This is a genomic window from Fulvivirga sp. M361, assembly GCF_007097395.1.
Taxonomy (GTDB): Bacteria; Bacteroidota; Bacteroidia; order Cytophagales; family Cyclobacteriaceae; genus Fulvivirga.
Genome location: NZ_VKDC01000004.1, coordinates 201,631 through 226,403, shown reverse-complemented (window position 1 = coordinate 226,403; position 24,773 = coordinate 201,631). Strand labels below are relative to the sequence as shown.

Sequence of the window (24,773 nt, the reverse complement as noted above, 5' to 3'; positions counted from 1 at the left end):
TAGTCAGCTGGTTTATAAGCCATATAGTTTTGGTAATGTTTCAAAAGCCTTGCACTATTGAAATATTTATCGGGTTATCTTTTACTATTCCAATATAATTTAAGGTTCCAAAACCAAACCTAAGATGTTTATGATGAAACTTAGACTATTTACAAAAGTATTGATCTTCAGCCTGGCCATGTGCCCAATACTTGTACCTGTATTAGCACAGGTACAGGTAGCGGGCAAAGTTTTGGATGGAGATACGAATGACCCTTTACCAGGGGTTAGTGTGCTGGTAGAAGGAACTACTAATGGAACCATAACTGACATAAACGGCGACTATAATCTTTCCGTGGCCACAGGCAGTGAAATCCTTGTATTTTCTTTTATTGGATATGAGACGTTGAAAGTGCCTGTAGAAAATCGATCGCAGCTTGATATTAATCTTAAAGTAAGTACAACAGCACTGTCTGAGGTAGTAGTGGTAGGCTATACGTCACAATCGAAGCAGACTGTGACAGGATCTATAGCTACGTTAGACACGAAAAAGGCCTTTGAAACACCAGTGGTGAATGCATCCGAAGCTTTACAGGGTAGAGTTGCCGGGGTAAGTGTAATTGCTGCCGGCCAACCTGGTGACGCTCCCATTGTAAGGGTACGAGGGTTTTCTTCACCAAACCTAAATGATCCCTTATATATTGTGGATGGAGCACAGATCGTAGATGCAGCAGCTATGGCTGATCTGAATCCGGGAGATATAGCGTCAATTAATATCTTGAAGGATGCAGCTGCTGCATCTATCTATGGAGCCCGTGCTTCTAATGGAGTTATTATCATTACAACGCGTAAAGGAGAGGCAAGCCAAAAACCTACCATTACCTTTGACACCTATTTAGGTGTACAGCGCCCCACTAACCTACCCGGAGTATTAAATTCTCAGCAGCTAGGTGACGTGATCTTTCAAAGTCAAATAAATGATGGTGTTACCCCGGGTCATGCTCAATATGGAAATGGTGCAGCGCCTGTGCTCCCGGATTTCATCAATGGAGATCCTTCATTACCTTACAGCACTTCTGACAATCGTATTGCAAGTGCCAATCAATCAGGTACCAATTGGTTCGATGAAATATTTGAAGAAGCCCCGGTCCAAAACTATTATATCTCAGCTAACGGAGGTACTGAGAAAGGCCGTTACATGATGTCGGTTGGATATCTTAATAAGCAGGGGATCATGCTAAATACAGATTTTGAGCGTTTTTCCGCCAGAGCAAACACCGAATTTAATGTCAAGGACAACGTTCGTGTAGGACAACACCTCAGCCTTTCTTACTCTGAACAGACAGGTGTGCCGAGCAAGCTAGGTGACGACAATCCGGTGTCATTAGCCTATAGAAGTAACCCTCTGGTGCCGGTCTTCGACGATGGGGGTAATTTTGCCGGTACGTACTCTACCGCAAATGAGCTGGGTAATGCCCGCAACCCGGTAGCAGAGTTGGAAAGAGCTAAAAATGACCTGAACAGATCATTCAGAATCTTTGGAGATGCCTATATGGAGGTGGATATCATTGAGGGGTTGACAGCCAAAACATCTATAGGTATTAATTACCAAAGCTTCTTGAGTGGTTCCTTCACAGCGTTGAATCCTGAACATAGTGAGCCAAGAGGTGAAAATGCGCTCTCTGAAACCGATGGGTTTCAAAGTGGCTGGGTATGGACGAATACCCTTGTCTATGAAAAAACCTTTGCGGATATCCATAACTTCAAAATATTAGGAGGTGTTGAAGCATTGGAAACAACGTTACGAAGAAAGAGAATTACGGTTGGAGACTTTTTTCTTGAAGACCCCGATTTCCTTATTCCCGGTGCTGGCTCAGGTCCTCTTAACATTATTCCCAATACACGCGATGAATCTATTGTGACCACTTTTCAGAAGAACTCACTTTTTTCCGTTTTTGGACAGCTAAACTATACACTAAAAGACCGTTACCTGGCTACGTTCACTCTTAGAAGAGATGAGTCATCCAACTTTATAGATAATACAGATATTTTTCCTGCTTTAGGACTTGGTTGGATCATCAGTGAAGAAGCCTTTATGAACGGCGTTGTTCCCATTTCAAATTTGAAATTGCGCGGTTCATTTGGTGAGCTCGGAAATCAATTTGTGCCGATAAGCTCTCCCACTGGCGATGTATTTATACTAGATCAACTTTTTGGATCTTACAACTTTGATGGTACCTCAGGAGGTAACCGTCCGGGAGCAGCTCTCTTTACGGTAGGTAATCCGGATCTGAGCTGGGAAACCTCTCAGCAGTTGAACATTGGGCTGGATATTGGTCTGTTAAAAAATGACCTTTCTCTTTCACTGGATTACTTTCAAATTGATACCAAGGACCTGATTTTCGCGCCTCGTTTACCTTCTACCGGTTCAATTGCCAATCCACCTTTTCGCAATATCGGTACTATGACTAATAATGGGATAGAAGTACAGGTTTCTTATGGTAATTTTTCTAAACCTGGTGATTTCAGGTATGACCTGTCTTTAAACATATCCACCTACAATAATGAGCTGACAGATTTACGCGGCAGCTCATTCATAATAGGAAAGGTGCTCCGTGGAAATAGTTTTACACGCACACAGCAGGGGCAGCCGATTTCATCTTTCTACGGCCAGGTGGTCGAAGGTATTTTCCAGAATGAAGAAGAAGTTCGGGAACATGCAGATCAGGGATTTGAAGACCCTGCAGATGGAGTAGGTAGATTTAAGTACAGAGATGTTAACGGAGACAGTGTGATCAACGGAAATGACAGAACTTTTATAGGAAATCCTCATCCCGATTTCACCTATGGTTTTAGTGCTAATCTGGCTTACAAAAATTTTGATCTGTCTTTGTTCTTCCAGGGCTCACAAGGTAATGATATCTACAACTACACTCGATTCTTCTCAGATTTTCCATCCTTTTTTAATGGAGGACGAAGCGATAGGGTACTGGATTCATGGTCACCTGAAAACCCAGGTGCCCAATTACCTGCACTAAGCGAAAGGGTAATCAATGGTGAGACCAACCCCAATTCTTATTTTGTGGAAGATGGTTCATATTTAAGACTGAAAAACGTTCAACTAGGATATAACCTTCCGAAGTCGCTTCTCTCTCGAATTGGCTTCAGTAATGCAAGAGTTTATGTGCAAGCTACGAACCTGTTTACCATTACTGATTATGAAGGGCTGGACCCTGAAATAGGTTCGCTTTCCCCGTCGCTTTTCACCTCTAACCTGGACCTGGGAGTGGACTTTGGAAGCTTTCCGTTGGCGCAGACGTACACACTTGGTTTTCGTGTAGATTTTTAATTTCTCAAAGAGACACTTATGAAAAAGATAATTGCAATTATAGTAGTATCGATCGCGGTCATATTCAGTTGTAGTGATGACTTTCTGGATAAACCCTCTCAAGGCAGTTTGGATGTGCCGGAAAATGCGGAGGGTGTAGACCTGTTACTTACCGCAGCTTATGGGCTGTTGGATGGAGTTACCCAGGGTACGGTAGGAAACGAATGGTGGGGAGCCGGTGATAACTGGTGGGTAGAGGCGCTATCTGATAATTCACACAAAGGGAGTGAAAATAATGACCAGGAACTGCTGAATGACCTTCAGCTTTACAATTGGGACGCCAGTAATTCTTATTTTCTGGGCAAATGGTTGGCTTTATACGGAGGCATCGACCGTACGAATACAGTCATTAATTTTGCTTCACGCATTACAGGTGATTTTCCTGCACAAGTAGCCGAAGCCCGTTTTTTGAGGGGACATTATCATTTCGAGCTACAGCGCCTTTATCAGAACGTGCCTTACATAGGCGAAGAAGATATTTTCGATCCTAATAAGCCGAATGAAGGCCCCATCTGGGATGAAATAGAGGCTGATTTTCAATTTGCCATCGAAAACCTGCCTAACACACAAGATCTTCCTGGCCGTGCTACACGATGGGCGGCTTTGGCTTATAAAGGCAAAGTGCACCTCTATCAGCAAGAGTGGGATGAAGCGCTTCCTCTATTTGACGAAGTGATTACGGACGGTCCGCACGCGTTGCACCCCAATTTTATCAGCAACTTTAATTTTCCGGATAAAAATGGTATAGAATCAATATTTTCCATCCAGTTTGCTGTAAATGATGGGGCTCCTAATAATTTCAATGGCAATCAGGGAGGTACTCTTAATTTCCCGTCCGCCTTTGGATATTGCTGTGGTTTTTACCAACCGACCCAGGACCTGGTAAACACTTTTAAAACGGATGGTGCGGGTCTGCCTTTGTTAGATACCTACAGTGAAACGGACGTCACTAATGATCAGGGCATCGAAAGTGAAGACCCCTTTACACCTTATGCCGGAGAGCTGGACCCAAGGCTGGACTTTACGGTAGGGCGACGAGGGATCGAGTATAATGGTTTCGGAGTGCATATTGGGAAAGACTGGATCAGGAAGCAGTCTGATGGAGGCCCATACCTGCCCAAGAAAAACGTGTATCAGTCGGATGAATCTGATGCCCAGGGTACCGGCGCCTGGGGACAACAGTTCCCGGGTATAAATCACAACGTGATCCGATATGCTGATGTACTATTAATGGCAGCTGAGGCTGCGGCTGAACTTAATGAACTGACTAAGGCGCTGGAATATGTCAATGAAGTAAGGTTGAGAGCTAAAACCACTGAACGTGTTCAGGCACCAGGCGGTGGAGATGCGGCAAACTACGAGGTAGAACCTTATGGTAACTTTCCTGATCAGGCGTTTGCTATTAAAGCAGTCCGTTTTGAACGTAGACTGGAACTTGCCATGGAAGGGCATAGATTATTTGACCTGAGACGATGGGGAAATGCTGTAGAAGTGATGAATGAATTTTTTGAGAACGAATCAAGGTTATTGCCAGAGGCCTTTATTAACAGCACTTACATGGAAAAACATAACCTATTCCCGATACCTACTAACGCAATAGACCTGAGCGAAGGTGTATTGAAACAGCATAGTGTCTGGTAACACCTGTGCTTAGAAGTGTTGGCTAATGAGAGATAGACCATACTATTGGTCTATCTCTTTTTACATAATTGATTAAAACATACACCCGTTGTTTAGCTTTTCACTTTTGTAATAAGTAGCTGTCGCTAACTTACAGGTTGAGATGTTTTGAGAAATTGTAAGTAATATTTTAATACTTATAAGCATTGAGATGAGAAGAGCCATATTGAAAAGCCTGTGTTTTTCCCTGGTTGTAGCCGTTTACTCTTTTACCACAGGTTGTAATAGGCCAAATACCACGGATAAAAAAAGGTTCAAAAGAGTGCCTACCAATGTATCAGGTGTAGTTTTTTCAAATGACCTGACAGAATCCGATACACTGAATTACTTTACTTACCCCTATATCTATATGGGAGGAGGTGTAGCGATCGGAGACTTCAATAATGATGGGCTTCAGGACCTGTATTTTACAGGTAATATGGTGAGCAACAAATTATACCTCAACCGGGGCAACATGCAATTTGAGGACAATACCACGTCCAGTGGTGTGGCGGGAGATGATCGGTGGTATACCGGTGTGACATTGGCCGATGTAAATGCGGACGGATACCTGGATATCTATCTCAGTGTTTCAGGGCTTAATGGAATAAAGGAAAACCAGCTGTTTATTAATAACGGTGACCTGACCTTCAGTGACAGAGCCCAGGAGTATGGTATGGCCGATCCGGGTCAGTCAATACAGTCCGCTTTTTTTGATTATGACAAAGATGGGGACCTGGACCTATTTGTTGCTAACTATCCCATCGCTCCTTTCAATACCCCCAACTTTGTTTATCGGAAATGGATGCAGGAAAATGATCCGGTTAAAAGCGACAAACTTTACCGCAATGAAAAAGGAACATTTGTAGATGTAACACAGGAGGCCGGCTTGCAAAATTTTGGCCTTTCGATAGGGATTTCTATTACGGACCTTAACCAGGATGGATGGGAAGATATATATGTATCCAATGATTTCAGTACCCCTGATTACCTGTATCTGAATAATGGTGATGGAACGTTCACTGATCAGTTAAAGCAGGCCACCAAACAGACCGCATTTTATGGCATGGGGGTAGATGCTGCAGATATTAATAATGACGGGCTTATGGATTTCATGCAGGTGGATATGGCAGCACAAGATAATAGAAGGTCGAAAGCCAATATGGCCAGCATGAACCCTGCATTGTTTTGGAGTACGGTGAATGCCGGCTTTCATTACCAGTACATGTACAATGCCCTACAGCTTAACCGGGGAATTGACCCAAACAACCTCCCGATTTTCAGTAATGTAGCCTGGATATCAGGAGTGTCTTCTACTGACTGGAGCTGGGCACCACTTTTTGCTGATTTTGATAACGACGGATGGAAAGACCTCTTTATTTCCAATGGTACCAGGAAAGAGATCAACAATCGTGACTTCTTCAAAAGTATAGAAGGAAAAAGAGCTAAAATGAGCGCCTCGGAATTATTTGATGCTAGTCTGAAGCTTCCTTCTGAACCCATTGACAATTATATGTTCAGAAATATGGATGGTCTCAACTTTAGTCCGGTTAACCAGGAGTGGGGTATCCATTTTAACGGATTCTCCAATGGCGCATCCTATGGTGACCTGGACAATGACGGTGACCTGGACCTGGTACTTAATAATATTGATTCCATGGCTGTGATACATCAGAATCTGACCAGTGAAGAATTTGGGACCAACTATCTAAGGCTACAACTAAAATCGCCTTCAAAAAATATTCATGCTATTGGCAGCAGTGTAAAAGTAGTGACAGGAAGTAACAGTCAGTTTCTACATCTTGCGTTAAGCAGGGGATTTCAGTCTTCCATAGAGCCCTTTTTCCATGTAGGAATGGGTGACCATACGCAGGCAGATTCAATTATTGTGACCTGGCCGGATGGCACCTTGAGCTATCAATTAGACGTACCTGTCAATCAACTGATTGAAATTGAATATCAGAATACATCCTTGCCTGTCAGGAACCCTGATCCCAAAACAATGTTTACCGCAGCCACCGGATTATTTGATACTGCCTTCCTGCACCAGGAAAACATCTTTGACGACTATCGTTTTCAGGTATTATTACCCCATAAAATGTCAAACCTGGGGCCGGCGCTGGCCACAGGAGATGTTAACGGGGACTCGAAAGAAGATGTATTTGTGGGCAATGGCGCCGGTTATGCGGCTAAACTTTATATCCAGAATGAAAAAGGCACATTTGTTATGACCCCGGTCCCGGCCTTTGAAGAAGATGCAGGATATGAGGACATCTCAGCAACATTTTTTGATGTGGACAATGACGGGGATAATGACTTGTATGTGGTTAGCGGAGGCAATGCTTTTCCGGCCGATGATCCTCATTATCAAGACCGATTGTATCTTAATGATAACGGCACTTTTCAGCGGGCCATGAACATATTACCCGACGGTATGGGGAGTGGCGCTTGTGTTAAACCCTACGACTTTGATAATGATGGAGACCTGGACCTTTTTGTGGGGGGTAGACACCATCCCAGAAACTATCCTAATCCCGGTAAAAGTCATTTGCTTATTAATACGCTCGATCGGGGTAGGTTGGGTTTTGAGGACCTGACGGATAAACTTGCGCCGGGTTTAAAAAACACCGGAATGGTGACCGATGCCCTATGGATGGACTTCGATGGAGATAACCTGACAGACCTTGTGATAGTGGGTGAATGGATGCCTGTCACCATTTTTAAAAATGTGGGCCACGGCTTCATAGATCATACCAAAGAGTTCGGCTGGGATCAGAGTGCCGGATGGTGGTTCAGTATTGATACTGCCGATTTTGATCATGACGGAGATCAGGATATTGTTGTTGGAAACCTAGGCCTGAACTACAAATACCAGGCATCCGATGATGAACCATTTGATATATTCTTCCATGACTTTGACAATAACAGTTCCTCTGACATTGTACTGGGGTATTATAACGAAGGCACTCAATTTCCGGTGCGAGGAAGGCAGTGCTCTTCTGAACAAATACCAACAATAAAAGTGGTGTTTGAAGATTATAACTCATTTGCAAACGCCACTCTAAAAGACATTTACGGAGCAGGCCTGGAAGAAGGGCTGCATTATTCTGTTAGCAGCTTTTCAAGTGTTTATCTTGAAAATCAAGGCGGAGGTGTTTATAAGAAAACAGCTTTACCTCAATTAGCACAAATTTCTACCATTGATGATTTGCTTATCTACGATTTTAATGAAGATGGTGATCTTGACCTGTTGTTGGCGGGCAACCTGTATGCCTCGGAAGTAGAAACCCCCAGAAGCGACGCGAGTATTGGTCAGGTGTTGCTGGGTGATGGAAAAGGAGGTTTTGAATCACTTCATTACAAGAAAAGTGGCTTACGGCTGGATCAGGATGTCCAGGCATTGCAGCTTATCACTATTGATGGTGAAATTCACATACTGGCGGCAAATAATCAAGGGCCATTACAAGCCTATAAAACGTCAATAAAAAAGGAGACCCTGGAATAAGGGCCTCCAAACCTAACCCTGAATGTGACTAATCATCCCGGGCCAATTCTAAAACTCGTATTGGGAGACCCTGCAAAGCATCTTGAGATCACGGGGAATGCTTCAGTGATCACATAGAAATAGCTGAATGTTTCACCGTTGAGGGTAATGCTTCGGGCAATACCGTTGCATTCATCAAGATCACCTGAGTTTGCTACAAACTCGTAGTCATTAGTATATTTTCCATTATAAGTACCACATGGTGCTGTGATACCATCGCCAGGCCGGTCACCGCTCTTCAGTTGATAGCCAGGTGTCAGTTCTACCATATTACCGCTGGCATCCGGGCCGAATTTGTATAGAATAGGAAAGCCGTCTGCAGCCCAGCCGATTTGTATACTTTCTCCGGGAACTACACTTCCTGTTCCAAGGCCTGCCAACAGTTGATCAGCATATATGGCCATATCTCCATGATAATGATAGGTGCCGTCTGGCTGTACATGTGCAATAGCACAATCGAGCCCTACGGCATTCATATTGTTATTAGGTTCAAATACCCAATCCCAATTAAATTCACCTGTATTTGTATTTTCAAATATAAAAGGTTCGGCGGGTGCAGGATCAATGGCTACTCCGTTTAATGCTACGCCAAACTTGTATCGTGGGCGCCCATCGTCATCAATAGCGGTGATCGAAGCTCCTGTCACAGGGTTTGCATTCATGCTAAACGATTTGGACTCACTGTTCAGGGCTGATACGATCTTTGGGATTTGATTACCATAATCATGGGTTGGGATACCGTTAGTGGTGATCTCACGTGTGCCACCATTTATAGAGGCTGAATAGGTATTCGATACTCCGGTAGTCTGGTCACAAACCCGGTTATTTTGGTCGGTAGAATTATCATTGCTACATGACACTCCGGGTATACCACTGTCATCGTTATCGATCAAGGTAATGGTCAGTGAAGTAGCCCCCGTAGCACTGACCTGGGAAGGAAGGCGTTGTGTATTTAACAGGATGATGATTGTTTCATCATCTTCTTCCACCGTATCATCAATAATTGGAATGGTCACTGTAGTTTCTATGTCACCGTCTTCCACAGTTACCGATCCCGCCAATGCCTGAAAATCCTGTCCGGCTTCAGCAGTTCCATTTACATCATAGTTAAATACAAGGCCTGTTCCGGTTTTATTTACCTTATCAAGACTTATTTTGAATGTCCCTATATCCGATTCACTGACAGAAGAGATACCTGAAATACTTGCACGGTAAGCCACTTCTTCCGCACCGGCCTCATCATCTCCGCATGACCACACGAACATACTGATACTGAGTATTATTAATCTTAATTTATTCATCTTCATCGTTTTGATCTTCTTCATAATCCAAAAATTAACTTCCCTTTATTTTATTACTACCTCTATCCTGTCCTTATCCAACCGAAAGGCACGTGCCTTCCCGAAAACATTCGTTCTTATGAGATTGGAATGTGTCTCGTTATAGTCAATCAGGCAGGTGTTGAAAACATTTATAGTTTGTATCTGTACCTCTGGAAGGGGCAGGCTTGCAGTAATCCGTATATAATCCTGCTCATAGTCAATGGCATGTATATCTATTTCCGTACATTGCTCATTGACTATGAGTTGAAAGTTTGCTGCGAGGTATTCTTGTATATGTATTCTCCAGCTAACCTCATGATGGGCATTTATCAGTTCCGGATAAGTGGTGACCAGGGATTTTTCGAGGTTTCTTCTGTCAAAGTTTATGTTCAGTACATACCCAGAGTCCCCTCGCGTTATCTCAAATATTGCCATGTTTAGTTCATGACCATAGCTGTTATAACAGAGAAACAGTATTATTATGATTATGATATGTTTTTTCATTTCAAGCTTTTTTGTAAAAAGTCAGGGACCAGTTATAAGATGGCTGGTGTTTAAACAGATGAATCGGAAAATATACTACCCCCTGGCAAGAAATATTTTAAAAATGTGCTGTGAGTGCTAGATATTGCGGATAATAATATCCGGCAATATATGTGTACTGATGTACTGCAACGACAATAGCATAATGTGGTGCAGATTGCCCGGGAAAAAGTATATCAGAAACTGTCCTGGTTACATAAATGCAAAGAAAACCAACCATACCAGCAGTAAAAGTGGCAGGAGGAAAGGAATAGAAAAACGGATGATATATCCAAAGAAGGACGGCATCTTGATCCCGATTTCTTCTGCTATGGACTTCACCATAAAGTTAGGGCCATTACCGATGTAAGTAAACGCCCCAAAGAATACAGCGGCGACAGAAATGGCAGTCAGGTCGATGATAGAGTTCTCGAATGTGCCTCCATTGGCAAATGCCATTACATCAGTAATATTAAGGATAGAACCTCCCGAAGCCGCGAGTGCAGCTGTAAGAAAATTGATATAAGTAGGAGCGTTGTCAAGGAAGCCGGAAAGTAACCCGGTGCCCCAGTAAAGCGTATTATGGCTGATCAGTTTGGAACCTTCCGGAGAAGCTGCGAAACCGCCTACTAACTCCAGGGCCGGCATCATTGTGCCAAAGATGCCGATAAAAATAAAAGCCACTTCTCTGATGGGTTCAAAACTAAATGCATTACCGTCTATGGCTTCTTTCTTAGCAAGTTTGAATGAGAAGAAAGCCACAGAGAACATGATGATCTCCCGTAAAAAAGAGAATTTTTGACCGTCATAATGGATAGCAGGGACCCAGTCCAGTACATTAGGATCGAGGAATACAGAACCGATAATCACGGCCAGCCAAAGAAAGTTCCTCTTACCCGTAATGCTTATTTTGTTGGTATAAGTGATATCTTCTTCACTTAAGCCGACACCAGACTTGTTACGCTTGTCAAACACATAAAACGTAATGAGCAATAAAATAAGTCCAAACATCCATGGAAAGAAATTATGAATGAGTGTCCAGAAGAAAGGCACCCCTTTTAAGAATCCCAGGAATAGTGGAGGATCACCAATAGGGGTCAAAGAGCCGCCGATGTTACTAACAATAAAAATGAAGAAAATAATATGATACGCCTTTATCCGGGTTTTGTTTAAGCGAATAAAAGGCCGGATCAACAGCATTGACGCCCCGGTAGTACCTATTAGATTAGAAATAACGGCACCAATCAAGAGCAAAACAACATTCAGGATCGGTGTGGATCTCTTGTCAACATTGATCATTATACCGCCTGATGCAATGTAGAGAGAAGCCAGTAAAGCTATAAACTGTACATACTCTGCCAATGCATGGATAGGGCTGTGTGTATTGTGCAGTGCAAACAAATAGTACAATACCACGGCTGCAGCGAGTGCCATAGCGACTTTCGGATAATTCTGATGCCAGAAATGTTCGTAAAACAGTGGCCCCGTGGCGATCATGAGGAGTAAAGTTACAAACGGAATCACGGTCCATCCCGGAGGGGCATGGTGATCATCTTCGGACTGATGCCCTTCCTCCTCACCCCCTTCGGATAATTCGGTATTGGCAGTATGAGCCAAATCATCTTTTTCAGAACGTGCCTGAGCGGAAAGAGACGAAAACAACAGAAGAATAAGAAAAGAGAGATTGAGCAGTATCCGTCCCACAGAAAAATATTTTTGCTAATATAAATTAATAAAAAAGAATTTTACAAAACTGACACTGTCTACTACAAGCTTATTAGAGTTTTGTCTTCAAATAGGCAATGCGCTTTTAACCTTTAAACTTGTAATAAATGGAATTAAACTAACTGTTGGAGAGCTATTTCGAACGAAGTACTTGCAATGTTTATGTTTTTGTTATTCTTTTTATAGGTGCGTTCCAGTGCTTTGCGAATGGTTTCTGAGGTGTCATTAAATATGGCCTCATCCGTTACATTTACTTCATTTTCCATAAGAAATGCAAAAACCCGTGCCATACCACAGTTAGCGATGAAATCAGGGATCACAGAAAAGTTCTGATCTGCATGGAGTCCTGTAGCTCCAAAAAAAATCTCAGGATCGGCAAATGGCACATTAGCGCCACAAGAAAAAACCTCCAGCCTGGATTTTATCATCCGATCCACCTGGTCCCGGTTGATCAGGCGTGAAGCTGCGGCGGGAACAAACACCTCGAAATCCAGGTCCCATATCTTTTCGTTGACCTCTTCAAAAGAAAGCATTCCAGAAGCGGAAAGTTTATTCCCATCACGATCCAGATAGAGTTTCCTGATCTCTTCAAAGGTAAAACCATCAGATTTGATTAAACCACCGTCTTTATCGATGATTCCCACTATTCTTACTCCCATTTGTGCCAAGTAGAACCCTGCGGCGGCGCCTACATTGCCCCAACCTTGTATTACAGCACGTTTAACTTTCACATTACCTTCCCAAAGGTGGTAGTAGTGTCTTACTGCTTCAGCTACCCCATACCCGGTGATCATGTCAGCAACGGTATATTTTCCTGTTATCGAGGGAGAGTATTTTTCATCTTCAAGTACCTTTACCACACCCAGTCGCAATTGACCGATGCGGTTTATAATTTGAGCTTCATTGGGATGGAAGTGACCATGAAATACACCTTCTTGCGGATGCCATACTCCTACATCCTCTGTTACAGGTATTACTTCATTGATCTCGTCCACGTTCAGGTCGCCGCCTGTGCCGTAGTAATATTTCAGTAGAGGCTTTACCGCTGCAAACCACCGCTGTAACACCCCGGATTTACGGGGGTCGTTAGGGTCAAAGTTAATGCCTGACTTAGCCCCTCCAATGGCCGGGCCTGATACGGTAAATTTTACCTCCATGGTTTTGGCCAGGGATTCCACTTCTCTTCTGTCCAGCCCTTTGCGCATGCGTGTACCACCTCCGGCGGCGCCTCCGCGTAATGAATTGATCACTACCCATCCCTTCGCTTCCGTCTCCTGGTCACTCCATTCAAAAATAATTTCAGGCTGTTTGGTCTCAAATTTTTCGAGAAGTTCTTTCATACTAGGTGGTTTGGTTTGTAATGCGCCAAAACTACACAAATTAATAAAGTTAGTCGGTTACAAAGTGCCTTACACAAAATCAAATATTGTGAAGCTGTTTATGTACTTTTGAAGTTTATAGGATCAATTTTAATCGATGAACCTGGTAGTAGATGTTGGCAATACGAGAGCGAAGGCCGCTGTTTTTCGACAAGAGGAGCTTTGTAGCGTTACACACGAAATAGATATAGAAGATCTTAAGACATTACTTGCTGAAAATAAGCCTGAAAAAGTTATCATAAGCAGTGTGCGTGATGATACAGCCGATTTTTTAGAGGTGTTGAATGAATATGATCCACTTGTATTGTCACATCGTACAGCACTTCCTTTCAGTGTAAACTACTGCACACCGCAAACCCTTGGTAATGATCGTCGCGCAGCGGTAGCTGGTGCTCAGGCATTATTTCCAAATACGAACTGCCTCATCATTGACTGCGGAACGTGTATTACCTATGATATACTTTCTAAAGAGCAGGGCTACATGGGAGGCAGTATATCCCCTGGTTTGCATATGCGTTTTCAGGCCTTACATACTTTTACTTCCGGTCTGCCGTTACTAACACCTGAAGAAAATGTGCCGGTTACCGGGCAAAATACCCGGGATGGTATAGAAAGTGGGGTTATTCATGGTATTATAATGGAAATAGAAGGGTTGATAAACCATTACAGTAGTAAATTCGTCGAATTACGTGTAATTATGTGTGGTGGAGACACCAATTTTTTTGAAAACAAAGTGAAAGCTCGCATATTTGCAGCCCCCGAGTTGGTTTTGAGAGGTTTAAACACGATTTTACACCACCATGCTTAAGAATTTATGCCTTTTACCGGTAATAGCCTTGCTTTTTACCTATAGTCAGGCATTGTGTCAGACCGGTAATTCCCCTTTCACCTCGCAAGGTATTGGTGATATCGTAGATTTAGGACTTACACATAACCAGGGTATGGGTGGCACAGGTATAAGTAATGGGTCTTTTTGGTTTCTCAATAATATCAATCCGGCACTTTTACCCTACAATTCCTTCACGACGTTTTCCGCAGGGTTCGTAGGAGAAAACAAAACACTTGAAAACGCTGAAACTTCTGAGAAAAACGGATCAGGGAATTTAGGTTATCTGGTTACGGCATTTCCTATTAAGCCCGGAAGGCTGACCACTTCCGTAGGCCTGATGCCATACAGTAATGTAGGCTATGAATCAGAGTCATTGGTTAACATTCCCAACGCCCCAAATGGAGAACAGGCGCTTAGGGTAGTGGAAGGTTCGGGTGGATTCAACCAATTTTTTTGGTCTAACGGATACGCTATAAATAAAAGGTTTTTTGTAGGCCTGAAAGCAGCTTATATATTTGGCAACATAAAAAAGGACGAATCATTTGTGTTACCGACTGTTTCAAATTTTACGAGTGGGTTTAATCAACGTTTATCTACTTCAGATTTTATATTTACCGGTGGGATAGCCTACAATAAAGATTCAATTTTCAACAACCGGATACAGTTTAAGGCAGGACTTACCTATGATTTCGGCTCTAAGCTCAATGCTAAAAATTTCTCGAGGCTGGAACTAAGGACCGCCGATATACCTATTGACGGAGATACGTTAAACCGTAATGACGCAGGTAGTTTGAGCATTCCTCATGCAATAGGTGTCGGCTTTTCCTTGAATAATGGCTTCAAGTGGACTGTAGCGCTGGATGTTAAATACCAGCCATGGTCTGATTACAGAAACTTTGCAGGTGGCAATGATGATCTTGGTGATCAGGTGAGAATTGGCTTTGGAGGAGAGTTTACCCCGGACCCTTCTTCAGTTACCAGTTACCTTAAAAGAATAACATATAGGGTGGGATTAGCCTACGAAAATACGCCATATCAGATAGTTGGTCCGGATGGTTCTTTCACACAGGTGAACGACTTTGGCATAAATCTTGGATGGACACTTCCGATAAGTAGGGTTTCGAATCTTGACTTTGCATTGCAATATGGAACCAGAGGTAATGTAGACGACACTTTAATTCAGGAACAATATCTTAATTTTTATTTTGGTGTGACTATCAACGACCAACCCTTTAAAAAGAGAAAATATTATTAAGCAACTGTGTTAATTATGAAAAGAATAATGATGAAGACAATTTTATTTTCAGCAGTAGTTGCGTTGACAGGATACTACGCTCAGGCGCAGTGTGGAGATTGGAAGTTTCCTGAAGACAAAGCTACATTCGATGAAAAAAATGTTTTATATAGTGATGCATTGAGGAACAAGGATTATGCAAATGCCAAGGGGCCACATCTGTGGATCTTAACAAATGCACCGGATGTCAACAAAGCGATCTACATAAACGGGGAGAAAATATACAAAGGATTGGCCGACAAGGAAAAAGACGCCGATAAGAAAAAAGAGTATATAGACTCTCTAATGCTGATGTATGATATGAGGCTACAATATACTCCCTGTGGTGAAGAGGCAGATATTGCAGCCAGAAAAGCTTACAATGCCTACCGCTACAACGTAAAGAACAAAAGTGAGCTAGAAAATATCTTAGGACTATTTGACAAGGCTTATGAACTGAATGGCAAAGACCTGCCCTATTATATGATATTGCCTTACATGAGCGTAGTACAGTACAATGTTAAGTATGTTAAAAATTTATCTGAAGATCAGATACTGGATCGCTACGATAAAGTGATAGAAACAGTGGATTATCAGATCGCCAACGGGAAAAAACCGGACAGGATAAAGAAACTGAAAGATTATAAAGGTTCGATAGAAGGAATTCTTGTAGGCTTGGTTGACATAAACTGTGACTTTGTCAGAGAAAAAATGGCTCCTAAATTCAGAGAAAACCCTGAAGACCTTAAAATGGCTAAGAAAATTTTTGGATTCATGCTGAAAGGTAAGTGTACAGATGATCCATTGTGGTTAGAGACAGGTGAAGTAATATTGGCCAACACACCTGACTTTGCCATTGCAAAAGCATTAGGTAGCAAGTTCAAAGCGGCGAAAGAGACAGAGAAAGCTGAAAAGTATTTCAACCAGGCGTTAGAGATTGCTAGTGAGCCTGCCGATAAAGCGGATATGTATATCCAACTTGGTAATTTGAAGTCCGGTAGTGTAGCCAGAGATTATTATAGAAAGGCACTCAGTGCGGACCCAAGTAAAAAAGAAGCGTATTCAGCCATAGGCTATTTGTATTATGGTAGTTTCGAGCGATGTGCTGGCAAAGAAGATTGGGTAAAAGACAGAGCAATTTTCATCGCTGCGTATGATATGTTCAAAAGAGGTGGTAATACAGCTATGATGGGCAAAGCAAAAGATGCATTTCCTTCAAAAGAAGAAGTGTTTACATATAACTACGAGGTAGGAACTTCAGTTACCGTAGGTTGTTGGGTTAATGAAACAGTTACCATTCAAACCAGGGATTAACAAAAACATAATGTGATAACCAAGGCCGTAACTTTTTTGTTGTTACGGCCTTTTTTAGTAAAATGAAAGCTCTTTTTGTTACCATAGCACTTCTGGTATTGATCTCTTGCGGCGCCCCTGATCAGGGGATGGAAGAAATTCCTAATTATGATGGCGCTATTCAATCGGCTGAAGATATGGTATTGTACCATAGTGAAGATGCCAGAGTCAAAAACAAACTGGTTACCCCCAGGTTCCTGGAATATGTAAACGGTGACAAAGAATTTCCGGAAGGGCTGTATTTCGAATTCTTCGATGAAGAAGGTAACGTTACCTCTACGTTGAAAGCCAATGAAGCTTATTATTTTAAAGAGGAGGATCAATGGAGAGGAAGAGGTGATGTAGAAGTGCAGAGTATGGAAAAAAATCAGAAACTTAACAGTGAAGAGCTCTTTTGGAAGCCAAAAGATGAAAAGATCTTTACTGAAAAATTTGTGACTATAACACTTCCGGATAAGGTATTATACGGACATGGCCTCACAGCCAAGCAGGACTTTTCTTCTTACCAAATCAAAAAAGTGCAGGGGACTTTTAACGTTGAAGAATAAAGCTCTACCTACGATCGTTTTATCCATTGCCGTCGGGTTACTCGTTATAGGCATTCACCAAACCATGACCTTAGGTTTCTCCTATTCCTACTGGATTTTTATGTTATGCATAAGTCTTTTATTTTTATATAAGTTGATAAAGCCGAAAGGCAAAGCAGAGTAAAAGTCCTATGGAACTATCCCTATTGGCCCCTATTTTGATAACATTGCTTTTTTCTGCACTCTTCTCAGGGATTGAAATTGCTTTTGTCTCTGCAGATCGGCTTCATATTGAGTTACAAAGTAAAAAGCGTTTATGGTCAGCTCAAATTGTCTCAAAATTTGTTCAGAACCCATCCAGGTTCATAGGAACTACCCTGGTGGGTAATACCCTGGCGCTTGTATTGTATGGGATTTTTATGGCCCAATGGTTGGAACCCTTAATGTGGGCCTATCTGCCGGAATTCTTAAAGAATGAAGTTGCAGTACTAATATTTGAGACCATCCTGTCTACCTTGGTTGTTTTGTTTACAGCAGAATTCCTTCCAAAAAGTATTTTTCTGATCAACCCAAACTGGATGCTTAATGTTCTGGCCTTTCCCATGGACATTATATACAGGATAATGTACTTGCCAGTGGTGGCGCCGATAGTATGGATGTCTAAGATCATTATCACCAAGGTATTAAGGCTGGAATACCAGGAAGATAGGCCTGTATTTCGACTTACTGATCTGAATAACTATATCAAAAATACAGTTGAGACCAGTGAAGAAACAAATGTTGAATTGGATACTAAAATATTCAGCAATGCACTGGAATTCAAGACAATACGGGTTAGGGAGTGCATGATCCCACGTACTGAAGTGGAGGCTATCGATATTGAGGATTCTATTAAAGACCTGAAAAAATCGTTTATAGATTCGGGTCATTCAAAGATACTGGTATATAAGGAAAGCATTGATAATGTCATTGGGTACTGTCACTCACTTGAGCTTTTCAAAAAACCTAAATCTATTGAGGATATCTTGACACCCATCATTATTGTTCCTGAAACGATATTGGCGAATGAACTTATGATCCAATTTATCCAGGAACGTAAAAGTCTGGCGCTGGTAGTAGATGAATTTGGTGGTACTTCCGGTATAGTGAGCATGGAAGACATCATAGAAGAGATATTCGGTGAAATACAGGATGAGCATGATGAAGAAGAAGATTACGCAGAACACAAGATAAATGAAAAGACCTACATCTTAAGTGCAAGACATGAAATAGACTACCTGAATGAAAAGTATAACTGGCAGCTTCCGGTTGGCGATTATGAAACATTGGGTGGCCTTATCCTGTCAGTAACTGAAGATCTGCCGGATACAGATGACCGTGTGGAAGTGGAGCATTACACTTTTGTCATCCAATCTATGAAAGATATTCGCATAGATACGGTTAAGTTGCTTATTGGCACTGAATAACTTAAATCGGAAGTTAGTAATTCCGGTATCGTATGTCAGACCATATCAGTTTGATTTTATACTTAGACTGCTTAAATTTGCGCACTTTTAAAATAATTAGCTAGAAACTATACATATACAATGGCATTAATAAATACGCTCAGGAATAAAATGGGCAAAGTAGTCGTAGCGCTCGTTTCGCTGGCTATACTGTCTTTTATCCTGGCAGATCTGATGGGGCCGAACTCTACATTGTTTGGTGATGACAATAACGTAGGTGAAATAGCAGGGCAAACCATCAGCTTGAAAGATTTTCAGGCGGAAGTGCAGCAAAGAGAGAATAGCTACATCTTGAATACCGGAAGTGTAGCTACGGAAAAAGAAAAGCCATCACTACGTCAGCAAGCCTGGGACTTTCTGATCACCAGATATGCCTTTGGCGAGCAGTATGACGAATTAGGTGTAAGAGTGACTGGAGATGAACTATGGGACATGATGCAGGGAAAAAACATCAGCCCGGGGATCAAACAGTCCTTTACCAATCCTGAAACAGGTGAATTTGACCGTGCTCAGTTTATGCAGTTTTTACAGCAACTGCCAAGCCTTCCCGGTGATGCCCAGGTGAGATGGGAACTCTTTAAAAAAGAGCTGAAGCCAAGTCGTGAGCGTTTGAAGTATGAAAACCTGATGTTACTCTCCACTTACGTGACTTCTGCAGAAGCTCAGCGTGAATACAATATGCAAACAGATCAGGCAGAAGTAAAATACCTCTATATTCCATATTACGCTGTTAATGATTCATTGGTAAGCGTAACAGATAGCGAGTTGTCCGGTTACCTTGAAAAAAACAAAGAAAAATACAAGGTAGAGGAAACCCGAAGTATGAAATATATTTCATTTCCCGTAGTTGCTTCAGCACAAGATTCTGCCTACGTGAGAGAAGAGATGACGGACCTGTTGGAAGAGTTCAAAACAGTGTCGGATGATTCTGTTTTTGCCGATGTAAATACCGACGGATTGAACTTCTTTGGTAAATACCATATCGGTAACCTGCCACAACAGCTACAGCAAGAAATAGAAGGACTTTCCATTGGTGATGTAAAAGGGCCTTACCTGGATGGAGCCAATTATAAATTGTATAAAGTAACCGACATTTTTGAAGATACCATAGCGAATGCAAAAGCCAGTCATATCCTGATCAAAGGTGAAGATGATGAGGCGGAAGCAGAAGCGAAGAGAATATTGAGAGAGATCAGAAGTGGCGCCAGTTTTGAGGACATGGCCAGGCAATATGGTACAGATGGTACAGCTTCCAAAGGGGGTGACCTCGGATGGTTTGAAGACGGTAGAATGGTGGCTGAATTCAATGACGCTGTATTTGATGCTACCCGAACCGGCCTGATCAACCAACCTGTCAAAACTCAGTTTGGATATCATATCATCAGAGTGGATGAACTTAAAACAAATACTGCATATAAAATAGCGACCATAGAGCGTGAGATTTTGCCGGGGGATGAAACCCAAAATGCAGCATTCAGGAAAGCGGATGAGTTTGCCGCTAAAGTAGACGACCTTGATAGCTTTGATGCACAGGCTGAAACAGACACACTCACTATCGTTCCGGCTAACGATCTGGCGAAAAATGCTGCCAGGATCGGCTTTTTAGGAGAAGCCAGGCAAATTGTGAGATGGCTGTTCAAAGATGCTTCCAAAGGTAATGTATCAGAGGTTTTTGAACTGGATGATCAATATGTAGTAGGCGTTATGACCAAAGAGACAGAAGAAGGCTATCAATCTGTAAATAGCGTGAAGGGTGAGCTTACGGCTAAAGTAAGAAATGAGAAAAAAGGAGAGATAATTATCAATAAGCTTTCCGGTATGTCGGGATCACTCGACGATATTGCAGCGTCTTATGGCGACGACGCCAAAGTGTATACTTCTTCTGATTTAAAGATCAGTAGTAATTCTCTTCCGAGTGTAGGGTTTGACCCTAAAGCTGTGGGTAGGGCGTTTTCTTTGGAAGCAGGTCAGAAAACAGAGCCCTTTGCATCGGAAAATGGGGTATTGATCGTAGAAACAATCACTAAGACGATCGCTCCTGAAATAGCCGATTATGCCACATACAAAACTCAGTTAGAACAGAATAGAAAAAATCAGACGAGTTATAACATAGGAGAAGCGGTAAAAGAATTCGCAGACATCAAAGATGATCGCTTCAAATTCTATTAGTAAAATATGTAAGATCAGTAAAAGGAAAGCGGGCAGTATCCCCGCTTTCTGTATTTTAAGACCTATCATGTATGGACAACTCCATAGAATCTTTTCGTGAAAAGTTGGACCAGGAATATAACTGGCCCTCGCTCTACACCTTTAAGTTCATAGTGCCGGTTGATAATATAAGCGCGCTGAAAAAGATATTCCAAAATCATACGGTTACGGAAAAGAAATCAAGGAATGGCAACTATGTGAGTATTACAGCCGAGGTAATGGCCCAGTCAAGTGATTACATTATTAATGTTTATCTTGAAGCCAATAAAGTGGAGGGAGTAATCTCATTGTAGATAAATGGGACTATTTAGAATGCAGTAAATCTCAAACAATAAATAAACACCAGCTTATGTGGACCGAAGAAGACAATAAACTCAAGAAAACCTTCCAGTTTGATGATTTTGTCCAGGCATTCAGTTTTATGACAAGGGTAGCTATAGTGGCCGAAAAAATGGACCATCATCCGAATTGGTCTAATGTATATAATCAGGTAAATATTGAGTTAAATACACACGATGCCGGGAATATAGTGACCGAAAGAGATCACAAACTGGCGGCTGAAATAGATAAACTGATTTGACACCGTGTTAACTCAGCTTTACCTGATACCTACGCCTATAGGTAACCTGGAAGATGTCACACTTAGGGCATTGCGTATTCTTAAAGAGGTGGATGTTATCCTGGCAGAAGATACCCGTACCTCGGGAAAGCTCCTGAAACATTATGACATTAACAAGCCACTTCGCAGTTACCATATTTTCAACGAGCATAAAGCCGTAGCCTCCCTGGTGCAAACCATGCAGGAAGGTAAAGTCATGGCTTTAATGTCGGATGCAGGTACTCCTTCTATTTCCGACCCGGGCTTTTTGTTAGTGAGAGAATGTCTGGCTAACGGGATACAGATAGAATGCCTTCCGGGGGCTACGGCCTTTGTTCCTGCACTGGTCAAATCCGGGTTGCCCTCTGACAAATTTATATTTGAGGGCTTCTTACCTCATAAAAAGGGAAGACAAACGCGCCTTGAAGGGATAAGTGATGAAGATAGAACTGTTGTATTATATGAATCACCACACCGGTTGGTGAAATGCCTGGACCAACTGATCCGGCATTGTGGAGAGGAAAGGCAGGCATCCGTTTCACGCGAACTCACTAAAATGCATGAAGAAACAGTGAATGGTACGTTAAAAGAATTAAAGGAACATTTTGATAAGGGGCCTATCAAAGGAGAGATAGTCATTGTATTGCACGGAAAATGATCTTTAACAGTAGACTATAAACTGGAGTAAAAGTATTCCCTCAAAAAATGATAAGCATCATTCGTCGTACAAAAAAGGCGATAGATATAATTCACTATGCTTTCAATTTACATATTTGCAATTGAACATTAAGTCAGTAAGTGTAAGCGAATGAAAGACCTCATATCCATCAACCAATCTGTTCGTGAGAGTTGCCGTGAAGTGGCCCGTTTCATAGGGAACGAAAGTAAAAACTTCAGTAAGGATAAAATAGAACATAAAGGCCTCAACGACCTGGTTTCTTATGTGGACAAAGAAGCTGAGCGTAGTTTGGTGGAAGCGTGTCGTAAAATATTGCCGGAAGCTGGTTTCATCACCGAAGAAGGTACCGATAACACTCGCCGGGAGGCCTATAACTGGATCATTGACCCGCTGGATGGCACCACTAATTTCACGCATGGATTACCTGTTTTTTCGATAAGTGTAGGACTCATGCACTACGATGAAATTGTGGCTGGCGTAGTACATGAAGTGAATAGAGATGAGTGTTTTCACGCAGTAAAAGATCAACAGGCATATTGTAATGACGAGGTGATTTCCGTGTCACCTGTAGAAGATTTGCAAGACAGCCTGCTGGCTACAGGCTTTCCATATTATAACTTCGATCAAATGAACGAGTACCTTAAGGTGCTGAATACCTTTATGCATAAAACCCATGGATTACGGCGTATGGGCAGTGCTGCGGTGGATCTGGCTTACGTAGCTTGCGGACGGTTTGAAGGGTTTTTTGAATATAATCTAAATGCCTGGGACGTAGCGGCGGGTGCATTTATTGTACAGCAGGCAGGGGGTAAAGTGACCACTTTCAATGGTGGAAAAGAGGCCATATTTGGAAGGCAAATAGTAGCAGCCGGCCCGGTTCATCCCCAAATGTTACAAACGATACAGGAATTCTGGGGAAAATCGAACTAAAGTATTTATATTGAAGTTTCTATAACACTATGCAGGAAGTATTTGTAGGAGTATTATTTACGGGTGCTTTGGTCTATCTGGGGTCTTTTTTATTCAAGGCTACAAAAAGAGAAGGAGGCTGTGCCTCAAATTGTAATTGCGGATCAAAAGCTTCTACAGCACCTTCTTTGAAATCTACTGTCAAGTTGCCAGGATCTTAAATTTTACCTTTCCAAGATCAGGCCCAAACGGTGGTCCCCTCCGTGCAATTTTTACACATCTCTATCTCAGCTCGTGAACCAAGTAAAGCAGATCTGAACTGTTGATATGCTTTCCCGTGCCATAATGCTTTAAAAGAGCCTTTGGCCACCTCTCCTAAGGCGTGATGGCCATCTTTATCAAAACAGCAAGGCACTACTTTTCCATCCCATGTTATTACACAGCTATGCCACATCTTCCAACAGTGGTTGAGCAGTTTGTTCTTAATCTTATAACTACCACCGGCCTGTTTCACATACCTGGAATACCGGTCAATGGTGGGGATCAGGTCAGATCCCTTTTCATAATCATAAATTTGGGCTGTTTTTAAACCTATTTCATCCACACCCAGCTCGTGTGCTAATTTTTGCACTTCATTGATTTGGTGCTGGTTGGGTTTAACTACCAGGAATTGAAAGATCACATGAGGAGTCTTTGATCGCAGTTGACGTTTCCATTTTATTACATTTTTTGTTCCCTCAATTACTTTTTCGAGTTGTCCGCCTACCCGGTAGGCCTGGTAGGTGGCTTGTGTAGTGCCGTCAATGGAAATGATGAGCCGGTCCAGGCCTGATTCTACTGTTTTTCTGGCATTTTCTTCCGTCAGGTAATGCGCATTGGTAGAAGTGGCTGTATATATATGTTTCGAAGAAGCATACTGGACCAGGTCTAAGAACTGAGGGTGCAGGTAAGGCTCACCCTGAAAATAAAATAGCAGGTACATAAGTGTGTCCTGCAATTCATCAATTGTTTTTTTGAACAGCCCTTCCTCCAGCATTCCGGTAGGCCGGGAAAAAGATCGGAGTCCGCTCGGACACTCAGGACACCTTAAGTTACACGAGGTAGTAGGCTCAAAAGAAATGCTTATCGGCATGCCTTTATGTACCGGCCTTCGGGTAAGTCTCGAATAGAGATAGCTACCAATAACTTTGACCATATTACCCGCTCTTCTTAAAGTAAGTTTAGAAGTAAAATTAATGCCGTCTCTGAGGTTTGCATTCACATGGTGAAATTATGAAATATCAGCTAAACAATCCTTGGCGGTTCAGGTAAGAAACGGTGTTCTGAAAAGATGTGTCCTTTATGGTTTGTTTTCTCAACATTCAAATGCTTCTT

General features: G+C 42.2%; 18 protein-coding genes. 13 read left to right on the top strand and 5 right to left on the bottom strand.

Annotation, left to right across the window (positions count from 1 at the left end; translation table 11 throughout):
- Positions 1 to 130 precede the first annotated feature (130 nt).
- From FNH22_RS04595 to FNH22_RS04585, 3 genes are all read left to right on the top strand, one after another.
- Positions 131 to 3,328: a TonB-dependent receptor gene (locus tag FNH22_RS04595; protein ID WP_185154075.1), complete on the top strand. Its 3,198-nt coding sequence runs from the start codon at positions 131 to 133 to the stop codon at positions 3,326 to 3,328.
- Positions 3,329 to 3,346: 18 nt separating this feature from the next.
- A complete protein-coding gene (locus FNH22_RS04590) occupies positions 3,347 to 5,008 on the top strand; it encodes a RagB/SusD family nutrient uptake outer membrane protein (protein ID WP_143397160.1) in 1,662 nt (553 codons plus the stop codon).
- A gap of 190 nt (positions 5,009 to 5,198) precedes the next feature.
- Positions 5,199 to 8,531, top strand: a complete 3,333-nt coding sequence (locus FNH22_RS04585) for a VCBS repeat-containing protein (protein ID WP_143397159.1) — start codon at positions 5,199 to 5,201, stop codon at positions 8,529 to 8,531.
- 32 nt (positions 8,532 to 8,563) lie between these two features.
- Here FNH22_RS04585 and FNH22_RS04580 read toward each other — a convergent pair whose 3' ends face one another.
- From FNH22_RS04580 to FNH22_RS04565, 4 genes are all read right to left on the bottom strand, one after another.
- On the bottom strand, positions 8,564 to 9,895 hold the full coding sequence (locus tag FNH22_RS04580; protein WP_143397158.1) for a YHYH protein: 1,332 nt from the start codon (positions 9,893 to 9,895) through the stop codon (positions 8,564 to 8,566).
- A 21-nt stretch (positions 9,896 to 9,916) separates the two neighbouring features.
- Positions 9,917 to 10,396, bottom strand: coding sequence for a DUF6702 family protein (locus FNH22_RS04575; protein WP_143397157.1), 480 nt, complete (start codon positions 10,394 to 10,396; stop codon positions 9,917 to 9,919).
- A 231-nt stretch (positions 10,397 to 10,627) separates the two neighbouring features.
- Positions 10,628 to 12,118: a sodium:proton antiporter gene (locus tag FNH22_RS04570; RefSeq protein WP_255517986.1), complete on the bottom strand. Its 1,491-nt coding sequence runs from the start codon at positions 12,116 to 12,118 to the stop codon at positions 10,628 to 10,630.
- A gap of 134 nt (positions 12,119 to 12,252) precedes the next feature.
- Positions 12,253 to 13,479, bottom strand: a complete 1,227-nt coding sequence (locus tag FNH22_RS04565) for a Glu/Leu/Phe/Val dehydrogenase dimerization domain-containing protein (RefSeq protein ID WP_143397156.1) — start codon at positions 13,477 to 13,479, stop codon at positions 12,253 to 12,255.
- Positions 13,480 to 13,615: 136 nt separating this feature from the next.
- On the opposite strand from FNH22_RS04565, the gene FNH22_RS04560 reads away from it, so the two are divergent.
- From FNH22_RS04560 to FNH22_RS04515, 10 genes are all read left to right on the top strand, one after another.
- Positions 13,616 to 14,326: a type III pantothenate kinase gene (locus FNH22_RS04560; RefSeq protein ID WP_143397155.1), complete on the top strand. Its 711-nt coding sequence runs from the start codon at positions 13,616 to 13,618 to the stop codon at positions 14,324 to 14,326.
- Entirely contained in the window at positions 14,319 to 15,602 is a 1,284-nt protein-coding gene (locus FNH22_RS04555; protein ID WP_143397154.1) for a hypothetical protein, read from the top strand. The genes FNH22_RS04560 and FNH22_RS04555 overlap by 8 nt, the downstream gene beginning before the upstream one ends.
- Positions 15,603 to 15,629: 27 nt before the next feature.
- Entirely contained in the window at positions 15,630 to 16,934 is a 1,305-nt protein-coding gene (locus FNH22_RS04550) for a tetratricopeptide repeat protein (protein WP_143397153.1), read from the top strand.
- Between the two features lie 62 nt (positions 16,935 to 16,996).
- Positions 16,997 to 17,521, top strand: a complete 525-nt coding sequence (gene lptC / locus FNH22_RS04545; RefSeq protein ID WP_143397152.1) for an LPS export ABC transporter periplasmic protein LptC — start codon at positions 16,997 to 16,999, stop codon at positions 17,519 to 17,521.
- A 170-nt stretch (positions 17,522 to 17,691) separates the two neighbouring features.
- Positions 17,692 to 18,966: a hemolysin family protein gene (locus FNH22_RS04540; RefSeq protein ID WP_143397151.1), complete on the top strand. Its 1,275-nt coding sequence runs from the start codon at positions 17,692 to 17,694 to the stop codon at positions 18,964 to 18,966.
- Between the two features lie 120 nt (positions 18,967 to 19,086).
- On the top strand, positions 19,087 to 21,174 hold the full coding sequence (locus FNH22_RS04535) for a SurA N-terminal domain-containing protein (RefSeq protein ID WP_143397150.1): 2,088 nt from the start codon (positions 19,087 to 19,089) through the stop codon (positions 21,172 to 21,174).
- Positions 21,175 to 21,245: 71 nt separating this feature from the next.
- Positions 21,246 to 21,506: a DUF493 family protein gene (locus FNH22_RS04530; protein WP_143397149.1), complete on the top strand. Its 261-nt coding sequence runs from the start codon at positions 21,246 to 21,248 to the stop codon at positions 21,504 to 21,506.
- A complete protein-coding gene (locus FNH22_RS04525) occupies positions 21,500 to 21,793 on the top strand; it encodes a 4a-hydroxytetrahydrobiopterin dehydratase (RefSeq protein ID WP_255517990.1) in 294 nt (97 codons plus the stop codon). Before FNH22_RS04530 ends, FNH22_RS04525 begins: the two co-directional genes overlap by 7 nt.
- A 4-nt stretch (positions 21,794 to 21,797) precedes the next feature.
- Positions 21,798 to 22,469, top strand: coding sequence for a 16S rRNA (cytidine(1402)-2'-O)-methyltransferase (gene rsmI / locus FNH22_RS04520; protein ID WP_143397147.1), 672 nt, complete (start codon positions 21,798 to 21,800; stop codon positions 22,467 to 22,469).
- Positions 22,470 to 22,619: 150 nt separating this feature from the next.
- Positions 22,620 to 23,420: an inositol monophosphatase family protein gene (locus FNH22_RS04515; RefSeq protein WP_143397146.1), complete on the top strand. Its 801-nt coding sequence runs from the start codon at positions 22,620 to 22,622 to the stop codon at positions 23,418 to 23,420.
- A gap of 217 nt (positions 23,421 to 23,637) precedes the next feature.
- Here the strand turns inward: FNH22_RS04515 and FNH22_RS04510 are convergent, their stop codons facing one another.
- A complete protein-coding gene (locus FNH22_RS04510; RefSeq protein WP_143397145.1) occupies positions 23,638 to 24,660 on the bottom strand; it encodes an SPASM domain-containing protein in 1,023 nt (340 codons plus the stop codon).
- Positions 24,661 to 24,773 lie beyond the last annotated feature (113 nt).

Excerpts from the sequence above, each read along its gene's own strand:
- FNH22_RS04560 (WP_143397155.1), top strand. The coding sequence starts at position 13,616 with ATGAACCTGGTAGTAGATGTTGGCAATACGAGAGCGAAGGCCGCTGTT.
- FNH22_RS04585 (WP_143397159.1), top strand. The coding sequence starts at position 5,199 with ATGAGAAGAGCCATATTGAAAAGCCTGTGTTTTTCCCTGGTTGTAGCC.
- FNH22_RS04550 (WP_143397153.1), top strand. The coding sequence starts at position 15,630 with ATGATGAAGACAATTTTATTTTCAGCAGTAGTTGCGTTGACAGGATAC.
- lptC (WP_143397152.1), top strand. The coding sequence starts at position 16,997 with ATGAAAGCTCTTTTTGTTACCATAGCACTTCTGGTATTGATCTCTTGC.
- FNH22_RS04530 (WP_143397149.1), top strand. The coding sequence starts at position 21,246 with ATGGACAACTCCATAGAATCTTTTCGTGAAAAGTTGGACCAGGAATAT.
- FNH22_RS04515 (WP_143397146.1), top strand. The coding sequence starts at position 22,620 with ATGAAAGACCTCATATCCATCAACCAATCTGTTCGTGAGAGTTGCCGT.
- FNH22_RS04540 (WP_143397151.1), top strand. The coding sequence starts at position 17,692 with ATGGAACTATCCCTATTGGCCCCTATTTTGATAACATTGCTTTTTTCT.
- FNH22_RS04565 (WP_143397156.1), bottom strand. The coding sequence starts at position 13,479 with ATGAAAGAACTTCTCGAAAAATTTGAGACCAAACAGCCTGAAATTATT.
- FNH22_RS04590 (WP_143397160.1), top strand. The coding sequence starts at position 3,347 with ATGAAAAAGATAATTGCAATTATAGTAGTATCGATCGCGGTCATATTC.
- FNH22_RS04580 (WP_143397158.1), bottom strand. The coding sequence starts at position 9,895 with ATGAAGAAGATCAAAACGATGAAGATGAATAAATTAAGATTAATAATA.
- FNH22_RS04535 (WP_143397150.1), top strand. The coding sequence starts at position 19,087 with ATGGCATTAATAAATACGCTCAGGAATAAAATGGGCAAAGTAGTCGTA.
- FNH22_RS04555 (WP_143397154.1), top strand. The coding sequence starts at position 14,319 with ATGCTTAAGAATTTATGCCTTTTACCGGTAATAGCCTTGCTTTTTACC.
- FNH22_RS04575 (WP_143397157.1), bottom strand. The coding sequence starts at position 10,396 with ATGAAAAAACATATCATAATCATAATAATACTGTTTCTCTGTTATAAC.
- FNH22_RS04595 (WP_185154075.1), top strand. The coding sequence starts at position 131 with ATGATGAAACTTAGACTATTTACAAAAGTATTGATCTTCAGCCTGGCC.